The organism is Legionella rowbothamii (assembly GCF_900639985.1).
Lineage (GTDB): Bacteria > Pseudomonadota > Gammaproteobacteria > Legionellales > Legionellaceae > Legionella > Legionella rowbothamii.
The window spans coordinates 516,072-533,056 of the sequence record NZ_CAAAIM010000001.1; the positions used below are offsets into that span (position 1 = coordinate 516,072).

Genomic DNA, 16,985 nt, shown 5'->3' on the forward strand with positions numbered 1-16,985 from the left:
CAAGATGTATATTCCACTAGCCGAACCTGTATCTCCTAGGTACATCTACATTAATCCCGATACCAATAAGATGCACCTGCTGGTCCCCATTGTCGGAGGGGAGGAAATCTCTACCGATAATACGTGCAAAGCCATCATAGCCTTGCGTGAGTTTTTTGATGGAGGAGCACTGCATGAATTAATTACCTATAAAAAGGCCTTACTCCTAGATCTTACATTGCTTGGTGAGGGCCACCCAGCGTACGCCCCCAAAAAGGAACGTCTTGAACAAATAGAATTCTATATAACTGCAGTTTCTGCCATGAAAAATCATTATGGCCAATCGATTGATGCCTTACTGAAAAAAACATCTAATTTATACACCATTCAATTGCGGCCACGCGTACCCGATCCAATTTCTAACGTTATTAATCCACTATTCACTATTGAGCGAAGAAATGATTTCGAAGGAAACCCTCTTTCGCCCTTGTATAATGCAATGTATGCAGCTTATCCCCAAGTTGAAATCCCACAACCTCCTTTGCAAGCTACCTTAACTCAAAGTGTATTAAAGACTTTATCCGCTAATCCTTGCTTTTTAGAGATTCAAGATGCGTTAAAAGCTCAATGCTTAGCTGTGTTTGGTCTATCTATTGATTTTACGCAGCAATCTAATAGCGAGCAGGTGACCCAAACCACAATCGATACCCTTATGGGGTTTAACAATAATGCTACCCCCAAAGAATATATTGATGCACTAGTGGGAGCTTGTGCGCCCTATTTATGGAACGATATACCACTTCCCCCCTTCTATAGTGTTCTAACCACCACAAAAAAGAAAGAACAAACTGAGCGCTTATCCATACTCACTCAATTCTTTTTAGCGCTCCTTAATGTTTATTGTAAAGCTAAAGGCATTAGTAACAAAAACTTTGGTGCCGTTCTGGATGCAGATGCAGAGTTAAGCAATAAGTTAGTCGAACAAATTTGCAATGCATTAATTCGCAGGGAAGATGTTGAACAACAAATTTGTACCTTTTGTAATGAGCATATAAATAAATTTGATTTATCTAAATTATTAGATGGCAATGATGTAACTGCAATTAAACAAAAATTTGCACGTACTTATCACACGATTACAGCCACTAAAGAAAATTCTCACATGGATGATTTTATGATTTTAGAGACTGAATCCAAAGGAGAAACAGCCAAATTTGTAGCTCATCAGGGGGCTATTTGTGTGAATTTTGCAGAAGTTATTAATTCAGCCCTTCCAAATCAAAACTATTTCTCAGCTATTCGGGTTGATTTTTCAGGCCACTCGTCAACCATTCTTCACAAAAATGAATGGGTTTTAAATGAAGCAGATATAGAACTTGAAAAATTGATCGCAAACAGCCCCGATGAGTTTTTTGACAAACTACCTGAAGCAGTCAAAGAGGCGTGCCGTACTCACACTAACTATCAAATACGTCAATTTTTACACGACGTTGCCACAGGAAAGCAACAGGAAGCGGATATTTCTTTAAATCAAAATACTGGCATTGCGCAAACCCTGCTGCAAACCCCAGGCCTTTTTACCGATTATTCGGGCCGAACTTTTAATTGCACCGCCTATGAATACGCCTATTGGGCTAAAGACACCCATATGCGCCACATGCTTGAGCACTATATGGATGAGAAAACTAAAGCCATTTTATCTATCCGTATTGAGGAAATAGATCGTATCGATCCCGAAACTAAAAAGGCGGTGGGATTAGAGTATCAACAGCACGGTAAGATCCATCGTTCTCCCCATTTCGACTTTACTCCATTAAGGCAGGCACTACATCATTTTAACACGGGCGCTACTGCGTGGTTCTTCTCTGCGAATGGTTTGAACGCATTACGCAATGCTTGGCTGAATCTTGGCAAAGCGCAACGCGATGTTCCGGCCCATGTAGCACAAGAATACTGTCAGCCAACCCGCTCGTTTTATCCAACACCTAAATTTAAAGAAGCGAGCTTGCCCCGGAATTTAACCTTTTACAATGAAAAAACAGGACAAGTTGATTCCTGGTTTCCGCTAACTTCATCCCAAGAAGGACTTGGCTACAATTTCGCAATAACACGTGGTCAAAATAATTGTAACGGTTGTGGATACGAAGGTGGAGTAGGATGCGCTCAAGATTTAGATGCAATAACTCGTCTTGATGAAGTAAGAACAGAAGAGCTTGTACAATCACGTATCTATTTAAGTACACTGATTAATTCATCGAGGATGGTGTTTTAGTTGTTCAACTTGAAGGGAGCTCAGTTGAGCTCTCTTTATTTTCTCCTTTTAATTTAAAACATTCTATAATTTATAAGTTAGGTTTTTAAATATGCTATGCGCCAACTTAGAAAGTTTTGATTCAAAAAGGCTGAATAACAACTTAAAAACTCATTTTATTTATGTAAAAGAGCTTTCGACCTTCAAATTCAGATAGTTTAAAGGAGAAGAAAATGAATGGTATCGACTTTTTAATTACTGAACATAATCGAGTGCGAGCTATGTTAAACGATATAGCTGATGAATCTCATCGTTTTGAAACCCAGCAAAATCGCTTTGAGCGTTTAAGTAAGGATTTAATTCGCCATGAAGAAATGGAACACACTGTATGGTATCCGCATTTTAAAAATAAGTTACCTGATACAGTGAAACATTTATTAAAAGAAGAAAATATGGCGCAAAAAGAAATCCAAAAAATGAATGAATTAAAAACAGAATCAGCTTGGAAAGAACACTTTAAAAAGTTCAAAGAAGCAGTACAGCATCATGCTCAAGAAGAGGAAGAAAAGTTATTTCCGGAGGTTGTAAAAATACTCAGTAAAGCGCAATTGCTTGAAATAGGCTCAGAAATGGCTGTTTTTAAAAAGGAACATTAAAAATAATATAAATTGCATTCCCATTAGGAATGCAATTTATATCCTTAAATATACAACCCAAGGCAACTATAGAGTGGCCAAACCAATGCACTAGGACCTAAAGAATATTTGACATCTCATCCAAATTAAGAGTAGTATCCCCTAATATCAAATTAATTCTACACACTGAAAAACAAATGGCCAATCTTCAACAACAACAAGTTTTTGTAAACAGCCCCGCTGCGTTGTTGTCTATTGCTATTTCTTCTGTTGTGATTTCTGTGGTCGTCGTCATTCTCTACCTCTCCCTGCCCTAGAGTTATGTCCTTGATTATTCGACCTCTCTAGGGAGGATGCAGAATAATCAACCAATTAGAGATTAACTATTTAGAGGAGGCGCCATGGAATCCACATGTGATGCACAAACACTGAACACCCGAAAAACAAAAACAAATACAACCCGTGCAGTTCTCGTTATTCTTTTATGCTCTGCCTTTTTATTTTATAAATACGTACTGCAAAATTTCCCCAGTGTCATGGCTCCTCAATTGATGGATGCATTTAACTTACACGGCTTGGGGCTTGGCGTACTTTCCGGAGTTTATTTCTGGACTTATCTCATTGTTCCTTTGTTTGTTGGGATTATTCTGGATCACTATGGAACCCGTTGGGTAACCTCTGCGGCCATTTTATGCTGTGCCCTTGGTACCTTTGTTTTTGCTCAAGCAGAACATTTAAATAGTGCTATTTGGGGACGTGCGCTTATTGGCGTTGGCGTATCTTTTGCCAGTATTGCTTATTTCAAACTCGCAGCAGTATGGTTTGATAAAAAATACTATGCTCTGCTTACATCCCTACTCGTTGCTTCGGGAATGATCGGGGCGGTATGTGGTCAAATGCCGCTTGCCTGGCTGGTAAATCAAATTGGTTGGCGCGGAAGTTTATCGAATTTGGCCTGGATAGGCGTTGCTTTAGCAGTACTGTTCTTACTCATCGTTAAAGATAAACCTAATAATGCAACTGCAAGTACATCAAGCTCAGAAAGCCAACATTTATGGCGTGACATCCTCTCCATAGTAAAAAACAAACAAAACTGGTTATTAACTGCATACAGTGGCTTAGCATTCTCTCCTATTGTTATTTTCTGCGGTTTATGGGGTAATCCCTTTCTGCAAAAAGCATATAATCTGGATGCGCTTGTTGCCCCTAGTCTCATTTCAATGGTGTTTATTGGCTTAGCAATTTCATGCCCTTTATTCGCCCTTTTTGCCAATCGTGTACGTAATCGTTGTGCCTTTATGATGTACAGCACGCTGGTTTCAGCATTGTGCATCACATTGGTAATCTATGCGCATCCTATGCCAATTTGGTTACTCAGTTTTCTATTATTTATGTTTGGCTTTAGTTTGGGCGCATTCCCAATTGTGTTTGTAATTGGTAAAGAGTTAAATCCATTGCACTTAGCAGGAACCGCCACCTCGTTAATTAATGCCAGTGACGCGTTTTTAGATGCGATTGTTGAGCCCGCAATAGGCAGCTTGTTGGATATGTTCAGCACCACTGGCGCTCCGCATGATTTCTCGTTGTTCAGCTATCATATTGCTTTAGTCGTTTTACCTTTATTCCAAATCATTGGCGCACTCATGTTGAAATGGGTGAAAGATGAAAATAGAGCAACTCACTAAAGAAGAAAGAAATGAAAGCCGAATTACTGTGGTTTAACCACAGTAATGCGAGCTAAATTCGAAACAGAACGGACCAGCAATAAAATATCCAGTATTACAACGTAATACTGGAGCATAACCTGGCAGAAACCAAATCCCACTATTCTCCAACATCCGCTCCAACATATACCCACGCAAACATTCCTGATTCAAGTTGAACCTTAATTCGTTTATAATCAGCAACCTCATAAAGATCCGCTTGTTTTAACTCTTCAGGAGTCAACTCAAAAACCATGCCAGCAACTTTATCTGAGGTACGTCCAGTATAACGAATCACAGGATGATCCGCCTCCCCACTGATGGCTACAATCACTGGATCGCTAATGGTTAACAAAAACAATTCAAACTCAAGCAAACTATCTGGCGCACCCGCCAATTTACGGCCAAAACTAGCCAATTGCACTGACTCATACTGCAGTGTTCCGTAACAAAATAGCTTTTCCATTATTGGATTACCTCTCTACTACTATGTTCTAAATAATATTCATCCACAGTTAATAGTATTTTTTCTTCCAGAGCCTTGGCTTTGGCATTAGATTTTCCAACCCCATTGCTAATAATGGAAAATACAAAAGACTTCGCATTCGGATTAATAATAAAACCAGATAAGGAGGAAAGATCATGCATTGAGCCTGTTTTTGCAAATACCTTTTTATTAAGAATGCTTTCTTTCATCCGTCCTTGCAGTGTTCCTGAAACCCCGGCTTGTGGCAACGCCTTAATCAACATTGATTGCAGGTTTTTATCCTGGTAAAGCTGCGCCAATAAATCAACAAATTGCTCTGCTGCGATTAAATTATAACGAGTCCCCTCACCATCAGCTAACTCCATTTGCTTCACATCCAAATGAGTATGTTCGGTAATAATTTTTTTCATCGCGAACATACCCTCTTTGTGAGAGCCTTTTCCGGTTAACAAATAGCCCAGCTTTCGGCTAATGTTGTTCGCATACAAATTATCTGATTTTTGCAGCATGTGCTTGAGCAGTTTAGATAAATCGCCAGACTGATAACTTTCAATTACCCGAGCATCTGCCGGGGTCGTACCGGTAATAATTTTACCCTTAAGAACAATCCCTTCTTTTTTTAACGTTGTTTGTATGACTTGCTTTGCAAACAAAACAGGATCCGGAATAGCAAATTCAAGTAGTTTGGGGTTTTTCTCTTGAGCCACGCAACCATAAAGCCGCAAAGTATTATTGCCTTTAATTTCAATATGCATACTGCAATGATTTTTTTCTTCCTCTTTGCTCACCGTAACTACTTCATTAATCAAAGTTAATGCTTTGAGTGCAGGCTTCGCATTGGATTTTGAACTGATTTTCGGTTTAATCCGGGCAGTTCCACCCAAGGTTGGGGCGCTTATTAATTCATAGCGCTCCGCATTTTCATTTAATACAACTGCGGTATCTGGGGCGGTATATCCCCAGCCTAAATCATCGTAAGAATCACCATTCAGGTAATAAGGTGCAGGATATTGGCTGCCATCAATAATAATATTACCTTGAATCACTTTGGTATTATTCTTTTTTAAATTTGCCACTAAAGCAGCGAGATTCTCAGCGGTGAGTGAAGGAGAACCTGTAAAGGTAAGATAGTAATCTTGTCCCCTCTGGGCTAAGGTCGTTGAAAAGCGAAAATCAGGTTTTAAATAGTATAGTGCTGCGGCAGCAGTAAAAAGCTTGGTACTGCTTGCAGGACTTAATAATTTATTGGCATTGCGGCTATAAATAACCTCTCCAGTTTGCGCATCTTTAATCAATACGCCCACCGTTGCTCTTGGCAATTGTTGGTCTATGATTTCATCAATTTTTGCTGTTAATGGCTGTGCAAATAGAGTCTGATTGAAAAGAGCTACGGCACTGATCCATGTGTAGTTAAAATAGCGCACTGGAATTCCCCTTTAATGCATGACGATTTGGGCATATAGCTTGTCTGATTCTGCAATGAAGTGCAAGTGATGCTCTCTTAAATCATCACTTCATTCTTTTTTAGGGCCATTGTTCCATCAAGATCACTCACTACATGCTTATGATTAACAGGCTTTAATAAGGCCTGAGACAAACAAAGAATAAATATGCTCACAGGAAAAATACAGAGCAAGTCAAAAGGAAAGCGAAGTAACCCTATTCCCCCGAAGGATCCAAGATAAGAGATCAAAAGCATGATTCCCATGTACAAGAAGAACCATCCCATGAGTATGCCATTATCAAAAGAGCTTCTACGATGCGCAATAAAATACAAGACTAAGCCTAGCAATAAAGCGACATCAAGTTTCCATATAATTGCAAAGCCACACCAGTACAACATTAAATTACAAAAATAAAAAGCAACATGAGAACAAATCAGTGCCCCATATAATTTGAATGGCCGAGAGGTTTCCGGCTGTAGTTTGCGCATGGCTAATAAGCAAATAGGTCCAATACTATAGGAAAGAATACTGGCAGATGAAAGGAAGGCTACCAGCTTTTGCCATCCCGGAAAGGGTAAAAAGGACAACATGCCAACAATTAAATTCGCATATAAGGTGATGTAGGGAATTTTATGGCGATTCACTTTCAAAAAGATCTTTGGCAAATGCCCATTCTGTGCCATTCCATAGAGAATACGTGAGGTTGCGGCTGCATAGACTAAAGCCGTACCAAAGGGTGAAAAAGAAGCATCAATCATAAGTAAGGTAGCAACGACCCCCAACCCTAAAAGCAGTGCCAATCCGACCAAAGGACCACTGTCCCCAGGATAAGATAATCCTGACCAGCCATGGCTTAGGTATTGCTGCGGAATCGCGACAAGAAAACTTAATTGCAGTAAAAAATATAAGATAAAACCAATCAGGACCGCACCTAAAATAGCAATAGGAATACTACGTTGTGGGTTTTTTACCTCGCCTGCAAGCACGAGCCCATTTTGAAATCCGGTAAATGCAAAAACAACCCCGCCTTCTGAAAGAGCAGCAAAAATAGCAACCCAACTGGCCTTATCCGATACATTAACAGAAACATTACTCATTGAGGGAGCAATATGAAAAAAGGAAACAATAGCAATGCTGGGTAATATGAATTTGATAATACTAGCGTATTTATTACATTCAGCGAGTAATTTAATTCCATAGGAATTCAAAAATACGACAAACAGCATAATAGCAACAGCCGCAACATAACCATAAGCTGAAAGCTGCAAAGTAACTGAATGCCCCGCAACCAATATTGGAAAAAAGTGGCTGGCATATTGAAGAATAGCCTGTATTTCAATGGGAGTCATAACTACATAGGAAAGCCATGAGGTCCATGCAAATAAAAAGCCAACCTCATTTCCATGAGTAAATGTAGGATAATTAGACATTCCCCCTGAGATGGGGAACATAGTACCTAACTCACAAAGTGGTAATGCAATAAATAGCATGAAAAAGGTAGCAATAATCCAAGAAATCAATGAATTACTGCCCGCTATTTGCGCACTAATATAGGGACTAAATAGCCATCCGGAACCTACCATTCCACCAGCCGCAGCAATTAATACATTCGTTGTTGAGATGTCGCGTCTTAACATGAAAATTTCCTTATTATTCAGGTAGCTTCCAGTTGCTTATTTTTTCATGATAGCACTTTATTATAGAAAGCCAAGTTGCAATAGATTTTCTGTTCATAAACCTATCTGATTGATTTATTTCTATTTATTCGCAAGGTGATCCAGAGAAGTACGACAAAGAACCTTCTGAGAATATGAGCTATTTACATAGTCCTGCTCTATAGTACAAATAAATATAAAATCAAGCTGTTCTTTCATTTTATTTTTTGTTACCATGGCAAAAATTCTTTTCATATCTCAAATTATCCTTGTGGATAATTTCTCAAGGCATACTTCTGCCCAACAGTTTATAACTGATGAAAACCCTATATTTATAAGTATTGGTGCACTATTTCTTTATTTATTTTCATAAAAAGATATCCACAAAATCTGTGGATAATTCTGTTAACAGATCCTGAAGAAGCTCTTAACAGTACTTTTCTATTCTTGTATGCAAATCAAACAAACTGCTATTGGATACCAAACCAACCACCCGTATCGCCACCAGCCCAACATAAATTATTGCTGCATCCTTTAATTTTTTCTGCACACAACCCTTTTAATTGATCGGACTTACTAATGTCCATATTTTGATAACCTTCGGGTTTGCAGATACGAATCATATACTTACCACGTACTCGAATTTGCCCCATTACGGAAATCGTTGGAGAAACCATATAGAGGCCAGGTGAGTGTGAGTAACAGGCAATATAACAACCCGGGTTACCTGTGTACGTATTATCTGTGGGTAGAAGAACTTGAGTTGCTCCTGGATAAAAATGATTTACTACGCCTGCATCTTTAATAACGTATACAGGATAAGGCGTTGGTAATAGGGTGTTGTTTGGGCCTGTGGGTTCCGCAGCAAAAGCCTGGGTTATCATGCAAAGACCGATACTAGCTAACAGCATTCGTTTCATCATGAGCTCCTCATGTCTTCAGTATTATAGTGTTAGTAGCTTTTATAAAGTATAGGTCATATTGGTTTGCTATTTATCAGAAGAGGCAGGTTGCCAGCAACCTACCTCTTCTTCATTTTATACGCTCGCCACTGAAGCTTCCTTGCTTTGAACTTCTGGCTCATTCAGCTGCTGCATCTTCCTACTTTTACAATCAAATAGTGTTTTAACCAGACTATGTCGTGATAAGGCAGGAATAATTGGAGTGTAATCATGTTTTAACAACGTCAGTACCATAGGAACTTTAGTTACTTTTTTATCTGAGCCCCCATGACTCTTCAACAAATTGATGCAAGCCATCGCACTTTGACCACTTGCAATACCATCATCAATAAACACAACAGTTTTCCCCGCTATTTCGTTAACCTTGGTAACAGGTAATTCAACTGTATCCAGATCCCCGTAACCTTTATCATAGCTTTCCCGATAAACCTCATGATCAGCCATTTTGTACCCACCCTTTTTACGAATAATATACAGAGGAAAATTCAATTGATGGGCCACCTGAGCCGCAATGGGTACACCTCGAACTTCAGGGGTTACAATAACCATATCATTTAGATTTAAATTATTCTTTTCCATAAATCGGCGGATTTTTAACATACATTGGCGGACCATCTGAGAATTTAAGCCTGTTTTTTGATGTAAACTTAGCACGTCAAAAAAGGAATTGCCCTTATAATCATGAGCGGGTAGATGACGCATTGCTTCATCACGTTTCAAATGCCAACTTACTCGATAACGCTCTGGAGACATAGGTACACTTTCATTTCCACAACGCTCCGCAGGTTGGGTAATTTGTTTTACCTTAAATGCAATCGGCTGCAAACGATCAAAGAAATGCTCTTTAAAGTAATGAGTGAATGCCTGCCCCACACAACGACGAGCCCCAGTAGAATGATAGAGTCCTGCCTTTTTCAGGTTTAAAAATACCGCACTGCCCTCCGGAAGTACCGTCCCATCAGCCAAAGTAACTGGCTCCTCTAGAATACGAGAACGGATAGGAAAAAGAAATCCTTGTTTTATTCCCTGTGAATACACATAGCTCCGAGCCTGAGGATCATGCAAATCAGCATTTTCTTTAACCGCAGTAACTAGAGCTTCATACATTACATTTTCTAAAAAATCAGGTTCAAAAATTAAATCAAAAACATTATCGGCCAAAATTTCTTCAAGTGTATCCTCGTCCAACTCTAATTGTTCTATCTCATTAATACGCCACAATTCTGTTTTAAAACGCTGCACCAATGAACCAGGAGTCGATTTACTCATAAACGTTTTTATAGTTTCTTTGGCTTGCTTTATTTCCTCACGCACACCAAAACTGTAGAAATAGCTGGATAGGCCTGTAGGATCAAAACCTTTATAATGATTGTTATAAAAACAATGCTTCATTGCCGTTAATAGTTGCTCACGGTTTTCCATATAACTAGCAACCGGTACTCTAGTACCAAAAAGATACTCAGACCAAAATGAACAGAAAAAATGATCAAAGGTTATATCCAAATCAAAAGTCTTTTCTGCGAAAAAAGTAGCATCTAAATGTTTATCAATTAAGTTCTCAATACGATTATGATCTGATTTTATTGAATTATTTAAAGCATTATGGATTAATTTCCAGATATTTACTTGATTCTGAGGTAAATGATAGGACTTTGCATCCTGACTTCCAGTAGCCACAAAGTCTTTTTTCAATGCTGCGGCTAAAGAAAAATGACGATAAACGGGGCCAAGATCACTGCGCGCCTCTAATACTGCATTCACTTCAGCGGGGGTTTCTAAATAAGCTATCTTCTTACTGCCAAGCATCGAGAAGGAGAAATTTTGCGTTCCATAAGTATTCTGAACTTCTGCAATTGCCGAAGAAGTGCTGCCGCTTTGCCATAATTTTGAACAAACAGAATAGGCCCATACTGGCTTTATACTCGGTTCAATCACACTGTTACTTGGTTTATGGCTCAACTTTAAGTTAAGGACCTCATGCACCTTTGCAATTTGCTGCAATTGAATATAAAGATAAAGGCTGGTTGTGCCAATCGACTCTTTTGTGTCCACGGTAATTGCTTTTTTATGCAGCTCATCTTTTATGGTATCTAATAAAGGTTTTGTGGTTTGGTGATAAAAATTTAATCGTCGTGTAATTGCTTCAATATTATCATCACTTCGAGTACCGTCTCTATGCTGCATGCGCTGGATTAAAGACTCTTCATCAACATCAAATGCACTAATCCGTGGGGTATTCCCCATCGTGTTTTAAACTGTTCATATTGAACAGTAGTTCTAGGATAACCATCCAGTAATATAATGCAGTTTTGTTCCTTAAATTGCTCCAGTTCCTTTTCTAAAATCTCAAAAATAACCTCGTCAGGCAGCAAATTGCCAGTACGGATTAGGTCCTGATATTTATTGGTTATTGGATGCTGCGGATTTTTTAAAATTTCTCGTACTACTTCACCTAATGCAAGATGTTTAATATTGGTGTTCATCTTCATCAATGCAGCACCTTGTGTGCTTTTACCACTGCCTGGCGCACCTGCTAGTAACACAATATTCATGATTAAATGCCCTCTTCATAGTTAATGAAGTGAATTTTATAAATTTAAATAAAACTCAGGCACCCGTAGTAAATACGGGGAATTGATAAAATTCTCCATGGAGGCGAAAAATATCAGTGCTTTTTGTATTAATATAATCCAACTCAAGAAATCGAGTCGTGTGTACCGTGCAGAAAATAGTTGCTCGCAACAGAACTTCCTTGAACAGCAACCTAATAACTATACTGAGAAAACACTGGTTGTAGGCAACTCATATGCCGAACAACATCAACGTGGAGCTGACATCGGCGGCTCATAGCGATCTTCGTTTTGTGCTCTAGAATCAGCAGAACGAGATAATGCACCTTCTAGTTTCTCTTTAATTTCCTTGGCCGCATCACTATCCTTGTGCGCATGCTGTTTTAGATATTCTTTAGCTATATTAGATAAATCTTCATCTTTAGGATTTTTTGCCATGGCAGAAACTAACTCATCAACCTTATCCGATCTCATTCCATTACTAAATTTTTTATAATCCGTTTTGGCATTCTGATGATCCTGCGTATCTAATTTATCAAAACCACCCTTTTCTACGGCCTTTTGACATAAAAGAATACCATGAACATTGGATCGAGGATTGGCAATGGTACAGTTATCGCATTTTTGCCCTTTTTGACTAATTTCATGTATGGGTGGATTATTGCCCGCAACATCGTGAATCTGCTTCATGATGGCATCATGGGATTGCCCCTTGGCATGCCCATTCATCATCGAATTAATAAATTTACCATCCACTTTACTCAAATCATCGATGCGATAAATTTGTGTTCCAGGTTGCTCTGCTCCTACCCCCCGGTTCGTAAAAACCATATATCCCGATTTAGAGCCCGGGCCATCAGGAACTACTGATAGTCCCATTGCATGTCCTTCACACGAAACAGGAATAGTTGCAATCTTGCCTTGATTAATACGCTCGGCTATTTTCTCGCCAGCTTGAGGGGAGTTTCGAGCCGTGCTCGCAGAAAAACCAGCTGTTTTATTAGAAAAGTCGAATGCCTCGGAAATCTCTTTAAATTTTGGATCTCGTTCCGCATATTTGGCAACAGATTGTGACATCATGTTGTAAGAGGGACCAATTTCAGCGAGCTGAGAGAAAGTACCATCCTTACTCATCATCTCAACCCCTAAAGTAAGTCCGAAGTTTTTAACAGGATGAAGTGCCTCTGGTCCTTTGGCAGAAGGACGTTGAAATCCAGATGTGCTAGCTGCCTCACTATCTAAGGCCACATTAAATGCGGATCGTTCAACAGGGCCAACTTCTGCCCCATAATCCATCAACTGGTTGGCTTTGCTAAAATCTTGCTGTTGGAATGCTTGTTGTAACGGGCTTTGCCCAAATTTATTTTGCGCAAAATTTAATGCATGCCGGAGATTGTCAAATCCAGTCTGTTTTGCCGCCTCTTCAAGTTCTGCTTTTAGACGATCTGCGCTCAGCGTCTCTAAAAATAATCGATTCAATTGCGCAAAAAAATTATCATTATCAATTTTCATGCGGTTCATGATTTCTTGCTGCTCAGCCATTTTCTGCTGCTTTTTAGTATCATTCTCTTGCTGAGGATACATTTTGCTAAGCATATCTATAACTTCTAGAGGATTTAAGGGCATATCACATCACCTAAAATGAGATTTACTTAATTATATCACAAGGGCTCATGCTTTAGCATGAGCCCTTGTGATACCGATTCCTATGATCCTTTGCGATGTTGCATGATTTCGGAGAAAAATTCCGGCTTATTAAGGCCCATGGCTGCGAAAATTTGTGGCACTCTATCCCAAGAACCTTCTTGCTCAATGCTCGCTACAATTAAATCAAAACCTGCTTTTTTATCGGCCCCTACTCCCCAGCCATTAATAAAGCACAAGCCTTTTAACCTTTTAGCTTCAATATGACCTAAATTCACCGCTGCCGATAGATAGGCATGGGCTTCTTCATAAAGTCGCTGACAACTTTTACTATTGGATTCGCTTTTGAAAACGCCTTCAATTTCCAGCTGCTCTCTGAATTTTGCCTCATCTAAAATTATTTTTCCTAATTGATAATTGGCTTGAGCATCATCAATACTAGTTGCCGTTCTCAAGCACTCTTCATACATGATGCGTGCGTAAGGAAACTTCTTACTGCACTTCATCTTTTTATAGATTTCGGCTAACTCAAGATAATAAGCAATTTCCTTTTTTATCACATCATCGCCCGGTTGATTATTGACCCGGTTCGCTTGCATTGCTTTTATCTTTTTTACTATTCTTTTAATTTTCCATTGATTAAACATAAAAAACTCCTGTCATCCCCGGCTAGGAAGTTGATTGAATAACATATTGCAGCAAAAATATTAGCACCACGATAACAATCATTAATGCAAGAATTTTGCCCCCCAAGCTTGCAGATTCTTTAATTTGTTTTTGCAATTCACCTGGCTGCTTTTCCTGCTCTTCTTCTGGATTAATTTCAGGACCATACATTTGTTTATCAAAGTAACGGGAAATAAAATAAGAAATTATGCCAGTAATGAGACAGGGTATAAAAAACATTAGCCAAATGACGGCCTTACTTCCTGCAGAGGTATACTGATAATCATCCTGGTACTTTGCCATCAGATCTAAAATAAAATCTGGGATATTGTAACTCCATTCAAATAAAAAATAAGGCAATATGTATAAACTAAAAAATAACAAGCCCAAACTTGTAGTTAGGCAAATCATTCCAAAAATAAACAACTTATCGTGGCCACCAAAGCGATTTTGTTCCATAACCACCTTCTGATAGATAATTCTCCATTTAATTTATAAGATAGCAGATGCATATAAATATGTACACTTGCTGGAGATATTAACCAATTCATTTTAAAATGAATTAACCCCTACTCGCTTTAAAAGGTAAATGATGAAACGCTTTGTTTTTATGCTCTCCGATGGAACGGGAATCACTGCAGAAACGCTTGGAAACAGCTTGATTAGCCAGTTTGACAATATTTCGTTTGAACGCCTAACAATCCCCTATATTGATTCGATAGAAAAAGCCGAAAAAGTAGTGCAACAAATTAATAAAGCGTATCAGGAGCATGGTAGTAAACCGCTAGTGTTTATGACCCTCGTTAATCGAGAAATACGCAGCCATTTTTTTAAAGAAGCTAAGGCCTGTGTTTTTGACTTATTTAATACCTTTATTGCTCCTCTTGAATATGAGTTGAACGAGAAATCCTCTTATACCGTAGGTCGGACTCATGGTGTAGTTGATAATCAATTGTATCTCCATCGCTTAGAAGCCATAGATTTTGCTCTGTCTCATGATGATGGCGTTAAAACCCGGGGTTATGAAAAAGCCGATATTATTCTCATTGGGGTTTCACGTTGTGGTAAAACTCCAAGTTGCTTATATATGGCATTGCAATATGGGATTTTAGCAGCAAATTATCCATTTACCGATGAGGAAATGCTCGGTTTTAAATTGCCAGAGATACTGAGGCCTTATAAAGATAAACTCTTTGGCCTAACCATCGACGTACCACGCCTACAACAAATTCGTTCAGAACGTAGACCTAACAGTAAATATGCGTCTACTGATCAATGCCGTTTGGAAGTAGCTGAAGTTGAAGCAATGTATCAAAAAGAGAAAATACCCTATATTAATTCAACGAAGTATTCTATTGAAGAAATTTCGACAAAAATACTCGCCTCAGCAGGTTTACAGCGTAAGATTTAATATGTGCCCACAGGAATATATAAACTTCCTCCATTCAAACCCACTGCAACTACAAAAACGACGTGAAGCAACCCAGGGTTCAGTGCTTTGAACTCCTGAGTTGCATTGTCCTCATGTCATAAATTTTGACCTATAGCACCCACATTGCCATAAAATCTTCAACCTTCATAGCGGCTAAAGAATTGGTATCGCTCATTGCCTTAGTTATTTTTTCCACACGATCAGCAGAAAACTGGGTGCTCAAGTTCTTTTTGAATTTAGACAACAGAACGGGAATGCCCTCTTCACGCCGACGCTTGTGACCAATCGGATACTCAACGGTGATCAATTCACTTTCAGTACCATCCTTAAACACTAATTTGATGCTGTTAGCAATTGAACGCTTCTCAGGATCATGGTACTCACGTGAAAAACGCTCATTCTCAGTCACCTGCATCTTCGCGCGTAACGCATCGATACGTGGATCAGTGGCAACATCATCCTCATAATGCTCTGCGGTTAAATCACCAAATAAGAGGCCGATAGCAACCATATACTGCAAGCAATGATCGCGATCTGCTGGATTATGAAGCGCGCCTTGTTTACTGATAATACGAATCGCTGATTCATGAGTAACTAATTCTACTCGTGCAATATCATCAAACCGTTGATTAACCATAGGATGTAACGCCACCGCACATTCCACTGCTGTTTGCGCATGGAACTCTGCAGGATAAGATAATTTAAACAGCACGTTTTCCATCACATAGCTACCGTAAGGACGCTGGAATTTAAATGGCTTTTTGCCAAATAAAACATCATAAAAACCCCAGGTAGGTACACTTAAAGCGCTTGGGTAACCCATTTCACCTTGCTTGGCAATTAACGCCAGACGCACAGCGCGTGACGTTGCATCTCCAGCCGCCCAGGATTTACGTGAGCCAGCATTTGGAGCATGTCTGTAGGTTCTTAAACTTTGGCCATCAACAAAAACTTGAGACAAAGTTCTCAACATCATGTCTCTGTCGGCTCCAAATAACAATGCAGCAACCGCCGCACTGGCAACCTTTACTAAAATGACATGATCCAAACCAACGCGATTAAAGCTGTTTTCAAGAGCTAAGCAACCTTGAATTTCATGTGCCTTAATCATTGCAGTCAGAACATCTTGCATTAAAATCGGTGCCTTGCCTTGAGCACAATTTTGTCGACACATATAATCAGCTACAGCAAGAATAGCGCCCAAATTATCTGATGGATGTCCCCATTCTGCCGCCAACCAAGTATCGTTAAAATCCAACCAGCGAATCATTGCACCGATATTAAACGCCGCTTGAACAGGATCTAATTCGTAAGATGTTCCAGGAACACGTGCGCCTCCCGCCAAAGTAGCACCAGGAACAATTGGTCCCATTAATTTAGTGCATTCAGGGAAGTTAAGCGCCAAGATGCCGCAGCCTAAAGTGTCCATTAAACACAGACGTGCTGTTTCATAAGCGACAACGCTATCAATTTTTTTATTTAACACATAATCAGCAATATCAATAATCACCTGATCGTAATCAGGCTTCACATTATCTTCTACATAACTGCTCATA

Annotated in this window: 15 protein-coding genes; 5 read left to right on the forward strand and 10 right to left on the reverse strand. The window is 39.2% G+C overall.

The annotated features are described in order from the left end of the window. Positions 1-4: 4 nt before the first annotated feature. The 3 genes from E1P08_RS02095 (at position 5) to E1P08_RS02105 (ending at position 4,550) form a co-directional block, all read left to right on the forward strand. Positions 5-2,251, forward strand: coding sequence for a hypothetical protein (locus E1P08_RS02095; RefSeq protein WP_133135360.1), 2,247 nt, complete (start codon positions 5-7; stop codon positions 2,249-2,251). A gap of 212 nt (positions 2,252-2,463) precedes the next feature. Beyond that, positions 2,464-2,886, forward strand: coding sequence for a hemerythrin domain-containing protein (locus E1P08_RS02100; protein WP_133135361.1), 423 nt, complete (start codon positions 2,464-2,466; stop codon positions 2,884-2,886). 380 nt (positions 2,887-3,266) lie between these two features. After that, complete coding sequence (locus tag E1P08_RS02105; RefSeq protein ID WP_133135362.1) at positions 3,267-4,550, forward strand: MFS transporter; 1,284 nt, start codon at positions 3,267-3,269, stop codon at positions 4,548-4,550. Positions 4,551-4,689: 139 nt separating this feature from the next. On the opposite strand, the gene E1P08_RS02110 is transcribed toward E1P08_RS02105, so the two are convergent. The 6 genes from E1P08_RS02110 to E1P08_RS02135 form a co-directional block, all read right to left on the reverse strand. After that, on the reverse strand, positions 4,690-5,034 hold the full coding sequence (locus E1P08_RS02110) for a gamma-glutamylcyclotransferase family protein (protein ID WP_133135363.1): 345 nt from the start codon (positions 5,032-5,034) through the stop codon (positions 4,690-4,692). Then, positions 5,034-6,479: a D-alanyl-D-alanine carboxypeptidase/D-alanyl-D-alanine endopeptidase gene (gene dacB / locus E1P08_RS02115; protein ID WP_133135364.1), complete on the reverse strand. Its 1,446-nt coding sequence runs from the start codon at positions 6,477-6,479 to the stop codon at positions 5,034-5,036. Before dacB ends, E1P08_RS02110 begins: the two co-directional genes overlap by 1 nt. Before the next feature lie 77 nt (positions 6,480-6,556). After that, on the reverse strand, positions 6,557-8,137 hold the full coding sequence (locus E1P08_RS02120; protein WP_133135365.1) for an APC family permease: 1,581 nt from the start codon (positions 8,135-8,137) through the stop codon (positions 6,557-6,559). A 488-nt stretch (positions 8,138-8,625) separates the two neighbouring features. Next, positions 8,626-9,078 (reverse strand): hypothetical protein, encoded by a 453-nt coding sequence (locus E1P08_RS02125; RefSeq protein WP_242602345.1) that lies wholly within the window; start codon positions 9,076-9,078, stop codon positions 8,626-8,628. 114 nt (positions 9,079-9,192) lie between these two features. After that, on the reverse strand, positions 9,193-11,361 hold the full coding sequence (locus E1P08_RS02130; protein WP_133135366.1) for a phosphoribosyltransferase family protein: 2,169 nt from the start codon (positions 11,359-11,361) through the stop codon (positions 9,193-9,195). Continuing rightward, positions 11,310-11,669: an adenylate kinase family protein gene (locus E1P08_RS02135; RefSeq protein ID WP_133135367.1), complete on the reverse strand. Its 360-nt coding sequence runs from the start codon at positions 11,667-11,669 to the stop codon at positions 11,310-11,312. The genes E1P08_RS02130 and E1P08_RS02135 overlap by 52 nt, the downstream gene beginning before the upstream one ends. 97 nt (positions 11,670-11,766) lie before the next feature. Between E1P08_RS02135 and E1P08_RS02140 the strand changes: the two genes are divergently transcribed. Continuing rightward, on the forward strand, positions 11,767-11,967 hold the full coding sequence (locus E1P08_RS02140; RefSeq protein ID WP_133135368.1) for a hypothetical protein: 201 nt from the start codon (positions 11,767-11,769) through the stop codon (positions 11,965-11,967). Here the strand turns inward: E1P08_RS02140 and ankD are convergent. The 3 genes from ankD to E1P08_RS02155 all read right to left on the reverse strand — a co-directional run bounded on the left by ankD (position 11,937) and on the right by E1P08_RS02155 (position 14,456). After that, complete coding sequence (gene ankD, locus E1P08_RS02145) at positions 11,937-13,313, reverse strand: Dot/Icm T4SS effector AnkD/LegA15 (protein WP_133135369.1); 1,377 nt, start codon at positions 13,311-13,313, stop codon at positions 11,937-11,939. The two genes, E1P08_RS02140 and ankD, sit on opposite strands and share 31 nt — an antisense overlap. Before the next feature lie 80 nt (positions 13,314-13,393). Continuing rightward, positions 13,394-13,978: a hypothetical protein gene (locus E1P08_RS02150; protein ID WP_133135370.1), complete on the reverse strand. Its 585-nt coding sequence runs from the start codon at positions 13,976-13,978 to the stop codon at positions 13,394-13,396. Positions 13,979-14,000: 22 nt separating this feature from the next. Further along, positions 14,001-14,456: a hypothetical protein gene (locus E1P08_RS02155; protein ID WP_133135371.1), complete on the reverse strand. Its 456-nt coding sequence runs from the start codon at positions 14,454-14,456 to the stop codon at positions 14,001-14,003. A 133-nt stretch (positions 14,457-14,589) separates the two neighbouring features. On the opposite strand from E1P08_RS02155, the gene ppsR reads away from it, so the two are divergent. Further along, entirely contained in the window at positions 14,590-15,408 is an 819-nt protein-coding gene (gene ppsR / locus E1P08_RS02160) for a posphoenolpyruvate synthetase regulatory kinase/phosphorylase PpsR (RefSeq protein ID WP_133135982.1), read from the forward strand. Positions 15,409-15,538: 130 nt separating this feature from the next. On the opposite strand, the gene E1P08_RS02165 is transcribed toward ppsR, so the two are convergent. Further along, positions 15,539-16,984 (reverse strand): bifunctional 2-methylcitrate dehydratase/aconitate hydratase, encoded by a 1,446-nt coding sequence (locus E1P08_RS02165; protein WP_165485064.1) that lies wholly within the window; start codon positions 16,982-16,984, stop codon positions 15,539-15,541. Position 16,985: the final 1 nt, after the last annotated feature.

Bases quoted from the DNA above. Each gene is read 5' to 3' on its own strand.
- E1P08_RS02100 (WP_133135361.1), top strand. From the start codon at position 2,464: ATGAATGGTATCGACTTTTTAATTACTGAACATAATCGAGTGCGAGCT.
- ankD (WP_133135369.1), bottom strand. From the start codon at position 13,313: ATGCCCTTAAATCCTCTAGAAGTTATAGATATGCTTAGCAAAATGTAT.
- E1P08_RS02105 (WP_133135362.1), top strand. From the start codon at position 3,267: ATGGAATCCACATGTGATGCACAAACACTGAACACCCGAAAAACAAAA.
- E1P08_RS02095 (WP_133135360.1), top strand. From the start codon at position 5: ATGTATATTCCACTAGCCGAACCTGTATCTCCTAGGTACATCTACATT.
- ppsR (WP_133135982.1), top strand. From the start codon at position 14,590: ATGAAACGCTTTGTTTTTATGCTCTCCGATGGAACGGGAATCACTGCA.
- E1P08_RS02120 (WP_133135365.1), bottom strand. From the start codon at position 8,137: ATGTTAAGACGCGACATCTCAACAACGAATGTATTAATTGCTGCGGCT.
- E1P08_RS02125 (WP_242602345.1), bottom strand. From the start codon at position 9,078: ATGATGAAACGAATGCTGTTAGCTAGTATCGGTCTTTGCATGATAACC.
- E1P08_RS02110 (WP_133135363.1), bottom strand. From the start codon at position 5,034: ATGGAAAAGCTATTTTGTTACGGAACACTGCAGTATGAGTCAGTGCAA.
- E1P08_RS02130 (WP_133135366.1), bottom strand. From the start codon at position 11,361: ATGGGGAATACCCCACGGATTAGTGCATTTGATGTTGATGAAGAGTCT.
- E1P08_RS02155 (WP_133135371.1), bottom strand. From the start codon at position 14,456: ATGGAACAAAATCGCTTTGGTGGCCACGATAAGTTGTTTATTTTTGGA.
- E1P08_RS02150 (WP_133135370.1), bottom strand. From the start codon at position 13,978: ATGTTTAATCAATGGAAAATTAAAAGAATAGTAAAAAAGATAAAAGCA.
- E1P08_RS02140 (WP_133135368.1), top strand. From the start codon at position 11,767: ATGGAGGCGAAAAATATCAGTGCTTTTTGTATTAATATAATCCAACTC.
- E1P08_RS02165 (WP_165485064.1), bottom strand. From the start codon at position 16,984: ATGAGCAGTTATGTAGAAGATAATGTGAAGCCTGATTACGATCAGGTG.
- E1P08_RS02135 (WP_133135367.1), bottom strand. From the start codon at position 11,669: ATGAATATTGTGTTACTAGCAGGTGCGCCAGGCAGTGGTAAAAGCACA.